At 43.5% G+C, this 5,966-nt stretch carries 6 protein-coding genes; all 6 read right to left on the bottom strand.

The window, feature by feature from the left end; genetic code table 11:
• The coding region (locus C5684_RS03245; protein ID WP_104639411.1) for a hypothetical protein at window positions 1-1,098 on the bottom strand (1,098 nt) is incomplete at its 3' end.
• 8 nt (window positions 1,099-1,106) lie between these two features.
• Entirely contained in the window at window positions 1,107-2,570 is a 1,464-nt protein-coding gene (locus tag C5684_RS03240; RefSeq protein ID WP_104639410.1) for an MBOAT family O-acyltransferase, read from the bottom strand.
• A 13-nt stretch (window positions 2,571-2,583) separates the two neighbouring features.
• Window positions 2,584-3,294 carry an SDR family NAD(P)-dependent oxidoreductase gene (locus tag C5684_RS03235; RefSeq protein ID WP_104639409.1) on the bottom strand — a complete coding sequence of 237 codons (711 nt, stop codon included), beginning with the start codon at window positions 3,292-3,294 and terminating at the stop codon, window positions 2,584-2,586.
• Complete coding sequence (locus tag C5684_RS03230) at window positions 3,291-3,755, bottom strand: MaoC/PaaZ C-terminal domain-containing protein (protein ID WP_006016901.1); 465 nt, start codon at window positions 3,753-3,755, stop codon at window positions 3,291-3,293. Before C5684_RS03230 ends, C5684_RS03235 begins: the two co-directional genes overlap by 4 nt.
• A gap of 44 nt (window positions 3,756-3,799) precedes the next feature.
• Window positions 3,800-4,048 (bottom strand): acyl carrier protein, encoded by a 249-nt coding sequence (locus C5684_RS03225; RefSeq protein ID WP_006016900.1) that lies wholly within the window; start codon window positions 4,046-4,048, stop codon window positions 3,800-3,802.
• Window positions 4,026-5,789, bottom strand: a complete 1,764-nt coding sequence (locus tag C5684_RS03220; protein ID WP_324761460.1) for an HAD-IIIC family phosphatase — start codon at window positions 5,787-5,789, stop codon at window positions 4,026-4,028. The genes C5684_RS03225 and C5684_RS03220 overlap by 23 nt, the downstream gene beginning before the upstream one ends.
• Window positions 5,790-5,966 lie beyond the last annotated feature (177 nt).

Genomic DNA, 5,966 nt, shown 5'->3' with positions numbered 1-5,966 from the left:
CAATAGTTCTTTAGGGATATGGTAATTTAAAACCAAATTTTTAAGAGCATCTGTAAAGGTTTGCACATTGGAGGGGGTGAGTTGGTATTTCTTACTAACTATGGCTTTAAAAGCAAGTTTTAAATGATCGCGATCGCAATGCCAAATATCGTAGTAGGCATTAAGATCGGTAACAAAGGGCAAGGTTCTTAGATCGTGAAGTTCAACATTTTTATAAGATAGGAGTCTCAGACTAAGGGTTTTGGGGAACAATAAATCTTGTTGCTCAAAAAAGACCTCATTGTGGTCTTCTATGGTTTGGTAGTAGAGGATCGCAGGGAAAGGCACATAAAATAAGATGAAGTGTGTTTGTGGGTGGGACTTGATCAAACTCTCGAGTTCATTTTGTGCGTTCTGCAAGGCCTGCTCTTGAGGAAAGTGTCTGTTGTGCGGGCCTGCATGGAGTTTTTTCACATCCAAGTAGACTTTAATAACATGCTCAGGACCCAGGGGTTTGAGATTTGGAAAACGCTTACAATCAAAGGCAAACATTTCGTTATACTGCCTACAAGAATCAGCAGACAAACTTTCTTGGCGGAGCAAAAAAGATTTGAGATAGTCATAGGTCTTTTGGGTGGTCTTAGGACTGGTTAGGTAGGTTAAAACTTGCTTCAAACGATCGTCTGTGTTGTATAGAAATTTTGGAAAAGAGTCGTTGCTGGTTGTGTCATGCACAAAAAGAGTGGGGCGCAGAGCATAAATCACGGTTTTAATGTTGGGTTTTGTGTGGAGGGCAAGATTTAATGCCGCATAGATCTCATAGCCCTCAGAGCCTTCTATCATAAATTTAATGGGTTTTTTTAGTTGGAAAATTTGGGAAAGCGTATCAATGCCGATATTTTCTTCTGTGCTTGAACCGGCGAGAATATTCTCATAATCAAAATTCCTGGCCATGCCTGGGATCAGCCATCTTGCATCGTCATCATAAAAATCGATGTTATACCAACTGGCTTTTCTAAGCTGCTGAAAAGGATCAACAATGTAGTTTGAGATGATAAAGACACCAAAACCAACCACCATAAACCCAAAAACCGCCCAAAGATATGTTTTAGCCGACACGATTTATCCTAAAAGTTAAAATAAATAAACTCAGACACCCGATTCACATAGCCAAAAATATAAAGCTCGATGCCAAAAATCGTGGCGTAAGTCCAGCCCAAGTGCCACAAGGAGGGTTTAAAACTCTCTAAGACTTGGCAACTATTTTTAAAACCAAAGGTGATCACAAGGGCTAAGATAGCCGCAGTTCCAATAAAAAGCTTGCTGGTGTGATCGAGTGCCACACTAAAGAAGTAATTCTTAAACCCGCTCATCAAAAACATCGCCTTGAGCACTTTAAACGCATCTGCAAAATCTTTTGCTCTAAAAAAGATATTGGCAATATTCACATAATTAAAAGTGATGAACCACCCCAGCCACACAGGCAGAGGCTTAAGCTTGTATTTTTTACGCACTTTCTTAGACCAGTAGTGATTGATCACCACGCCTAGCCCGTGCAAAAGCCCAAAGAAAACAAATAGCCAGCTTGCCCCATGCCAAAGCCCAGCGATGGCAAAGGCAATAAAGATAGCCAGCATGGAAGTGTGGAAGGTGGGGTTAGAAAAAACCCTTGCAATGGAGACATACAAGTAATCAAAAATAAAACGACTCAAGGTCATATGCCATCTTTGCCAATACTCTGCTATGCTGGAGGCTTTAAAGGGGCTGTTAAAATTTTGGGGCAAGCGGATATTAAAGAGCAAAGCTGCTCCGATTGCCATGTCTGTATACCCGCTAAAATCAAAGTAAAGTTGGAAAGTGTAAGATAGAGAGGTCATCCACCCCTCTAAAGCCGAGAGCACTTTAGAGGTGTCAAAGCCCATTGTGGCAATTTTAGCCAAGCTATCAGCGATCACCACCTTTTTAAACAGCCCAATGGCAAAGATAAAAACGCCACTAGCGATATTGTCTAAAGAAATGCGTTTATTGCTGTCTTTGGCAAATTGGGGCATCATCTCCTTATGGTGCACGATAGGACCAGCAATGAGTTGGGGGAAGAAGGTTACAAACAGCGCGTAATCTAAAAAGTTAGAGAGATTGGTGGGGGGTTTAGCCCCTGCATTAGGGGAATCAATTTGGGCATAACTATCTAGTAAAAAAGTGATTTGCTGCAAAGTGAAAAAGCTAATGGCTAGGGGCAGGGCTAGGTGCAAGAGGTTAAAAGAAGTGCTAAAAGCGGTGTTGAAATTATTGATGAAGAAGTCGGCGTATTTGAAGTAACCCAAGAGGGCTAAATTAGTCACTAATCCTAAGCTTAAAAAGCCTTTGGCTAGCTTGGGTTTAGCCCACATCGCTTGCACAATGGCAAAATTAAAGACAATGGAGCTTACAATGAGGGGTAGGTATTTGACATTCCAATAAGCATAAAAAAATAAACTCGCCCCCACCAACCACGCCTTAGCACTCAGGGTATGCCAACGACTCAGCCCAAAATAGACAAAAAAACTGATGGGCAGGAAAATAAAAATAAACTCCACCGAATTAAAGAGCATAACAACCTTTCTGTTAAAATCCCAGCCCACCGCTGATGGGGATGTTTAGCCCTGTCATATAATCGCTCCCACTGGAGAGCAAAAAGAGCAACATGGGCACAATGTCCTTTGGGGTGGCGTTGCGCTTGAGGGGGTGGGCATCTGCTGTCATTTGCACGATTTTAGGATTAATACCCTCTAAAAATTTAGTTTCAATCATGGAGGGGGAGAGGCAATTAATTTGGATATTGTGTTCTTTATAATCGCTCGCCATAGAGCGCATGAATCCCAAGAGCGCATATTTAAGCGTGGTGTAGATACTCGTGTGTTTGGGGGGAACATTGTGCGTAACACTTGAGAGCAGGCTCACCACCTTACCCCCCTGCTTTTGGCGCGCTAGAGTGGGCAAAAAGGCTTGTAAGATTAAAAAGAAACTTTGCACGCTGGTGTTAAAGCCGTGTTGCAGGGCTTGGGGGGAGATGTCTTTAAGGCGGGTGTAGGCATACTTGGGGTGGGCTAAATGCACGATTTTATGAGGCGTGGGGTGATTAGCTTTGATAATATCAATCAAGCCTTGCACCTCTTGCAAAGAGCTTAAGTCCGCCTTGAGGGGGTGTAGATTGGGCTTGCTAGGCAAGGGGCTTTTATGGCTGTGGGCTAAAATGACACTATCTTGTGGCAACTCTTCTAAGAGGGCTAGCCCCAAATCAGAGGAAGCCCCTAAAATTAAATAAACATCTTTCATTCTAAAACTTTGGCTAAAATGTCTGCCGTGCTCACCAAAAAGGGCTCATCATTGATATTTTCAATGCGCGCTTTTAAACTGGCTACTTGGAATGCTTCATTCAAATGCACAATGCGCCCGCTCACCTGCAGGCGATCCCCCACATAGACGGGTTTTTTAAAGCGCAAATCGTAACTTAAAGACATGGCATACTCACCGGGTAAATGCTTGCCCACCAACCTAGAATAAAACATGCCCAAAGCTGCCCCATGGAAAAGCACCCCCTTGAAACCTTTGGCTTGCATATAATCCGCATTGGCGTGCAGATAGCTATTATCCCCACTTAAGGCGTTGAATTTTTCCAACATCTCAGAGGTTACCACCACGCTAAAGCCCCCACACATCCCCACGCACAAGTCTTTAAACTTATAGGCATGCTTTAAGCCAACAGCCCCACCTGCAACTTGACCCGACTCACACATAGCTTACCCACACACCCCAAAAGAGGTTAGCAAAGCGGTAGGTTTTAGGCATGCTCAAGTTTGCGCGCAATCAAAGCCACCATCTCCCCCACATTTTTAAGCCCCTGCAATTCGCTCAAATGGAATTTGATTTTAAAATGCTTTTCAATGGCACTGATCAAACTGATGTGGTTTAGGCTATCCCATTCCTCAATGTCCTTAGCATTAGTGCTCTCATTGATAACCAAGCTTGAATCATCAAAAATGTCTCTAAAAATCTCTTGCAACTGGCTAAAAATCTGTGCCTGTTCCATCATTCACCTTTATGTAGTGGGGTTTATCTGTGTGCTTTTCTAAATCCAAATGAAAAACGCTCTGGCTCTCTGTTTGGCTCTCTAAAGTGAAACCAAAGCTGGTATAAAGTTGGGCGACCATCGCGTTTTTAGGCGTGGGGTAGTAATAGCCCTTGAGGTTTTTTACGCCCAACTCTTTAGCCCGCTTGACTAGAGAGTTGAGCATGGCAAATTCTAAATCTCTTTTGAGCACCCGACAACTCATCAACCAAATGTCTAAATGGCAGGTCTCCCCCTCAATGCGCCCCACACTGATCGCCACAATGCCATTGTCTCCGAATTTATCCACCAACTGCCCATAAAGGGTGATGTATTTAGGGCTTTGCGCCCATTCTTGCACTTGGGCTAAAGTGCATCGCTTGGTGGTGCAATTAAATTGGTTGGTTTTGTTGATGAGCTGGGTTAGACGCTCAAAAATATGGGGGTTAAAGGGGGCGATGGTGGCGTGCATCTCCAGGCTTTGTAAAAATTCTTCATAAGAGTTAAATTGTTGTTGGGCATTTTGGCACTGGGCATTGGCTTGGTATTGGGCAGCGCGGGCTAAATCCTCTTTGCTCAATGAAATTGGCTCAAAATACCCCGCCTCATCTAGCCTTGCTATGTATTCCTCAGGTTGCCCCATATCAGGCACAGCCACGCTAGGCAATTGCGCAGAAACTAAAGCCCGCTCTGCTGGGTTGTCATCCACAAAGACAAAGCTATCTAGCCCCAAATTGAGCTCTTGGGCAATCTGCTCAATGTTGCGATCTTTGGGCTCAAAGTTTGCCTGGATGCAAGCAAAATCAGCGGGTTTTAAGAGCATGTTCTCATGAGATAAAGCCAAAAGGGCGTTTTCATGCGTGTTTTTAGAGCAGATCGCCAGCAACACCCCCCGTTCTTTAAGCTCTAAAATATAGCGTTGGAAAGCACGATAACTCTCTGCAATCGCGCTCTCACTCCCAAGCACCAAGCCAGCCAAGCCATCATCGGCAATCACACCGCCATAAAGGGTGTTGTCCATATCTAAAATCAAAACCTTCTTAGAAAGCCCAAAAATAGCGCAAACTATCTTATTCAAATTCAAAGCCACACAAGCCAAGCCCTCATAGCTCATTGCATACTTGGCGCGGTAGTATAGGTTAGGATCAAACCACGAAGAGAGCCCCACTTGGGCGGACAGATGCAATAAATCTTGCACATACACTGAGGGGTGTTCTTTGACAAGCTTAACAAGAGCGGTGTTGAGGGCGTTAATAAAGTGGGTCTTGCCCTCTAAATTGTCCAAATTACCCAAAGAGCGGTGCAAGGGCAGATCAAAATTATTGATGATGATCGCACAAGAATAGCGGGTTTTTAAAGAGATGAGCATGATCTCTAATTTGCCCATCTCTTGTTGGACAAGTTTGACAATCTCTTCTATTGGGGCGTTAAGTGGGGGGAAGTGTTCAATATTGAGCCAAGAGGTGTGTAAATAGATGAGATCGGGAGCAAAATCCCTTAAGGGTGGGTTTTCAAACGCGCTTTCTTCGTAGTAGCGGTTGTAATCACTCTCATAAAAGCTGGGCACAATCCCCGCTTTTAAAAGGCAAACCTCTAAGAGGTCTTTGAGTTCAGCTGTGCTTGAGCCCCCTAAGAGGGCTATTTTCTTAGGGAGTCTACCCCCCCCCCCCCCCCCCCCCCCCCCCCCCTTTGCGGCCCTCTTTCTTACCCTCCCCCATCTCATCTGTTTAACTCAACATATCATTAATTTATATCAAAAAACCAACAACAAACAAAAAAAACAATAAAAAAACACTATTAAAAAAACAAAAAAAAAAACAAAAAAAAAAAAAATAAAAAAATAAAAATATATATTATAACATAACCAGACACCTACAACACACCCACACAACCACATAAA

It is taken from the genome of Helicobacter bizzozeronii (assembly GCF_900196775.1).
Taxonomy (GTDB): domain Bacteria; phylum Campylobacterota; class Campylobacteria; order Campylobacterales; family Helicobacteraceae; genus Helicobacter; species Helicobacter bizzozeronii.
Note: the sequence above shows the minus strand (reverse complement) of the source record. Positions and strands in the feature narration are given on the sequence as shown.

Excerpts from the sequence above, each read along its gene's own strand:
- C5684_RS03225 (WP_006016900.1), bottom strand. The coding sequence starts at position 4,048 with ATGGAACAGGCACAGATTTTTAGCCAGTTGCAAGAGATTTTTAGAGAC.
- C5684_RS03230 (WP_006016901.1), bottom strand. The coding sequence starts at position 3,755 with ATGTGTGAGTCGGGTCAAGTTGCAGGTGGGGCTGTTGGCTTAAAGCAT.
- C5684_RS03240 (WP_104639410.1), bottom strand. The coding sequence starts at position 2,570 with ATGCTCTTTAATTCGGTGGAGTTTATTTTTATTTTCCTGCCCATCAGT.
- C5684_RS03220 (WP_324761460.1), bottom strand. The coding sequence starts at position 5,789 with ATGAGATGGGGGAGGGTAAGAAAGAGGGCCGCAAAGGGGGGGGGGGGG.
- C5684_RS03235 (WP_104639409.1), bottom strand. The coding sequence starts at position 3,294 with ATGAAAGATGTTTATTTAATTTTAGGGGCTTCCTCTGATTTGGGGCTA.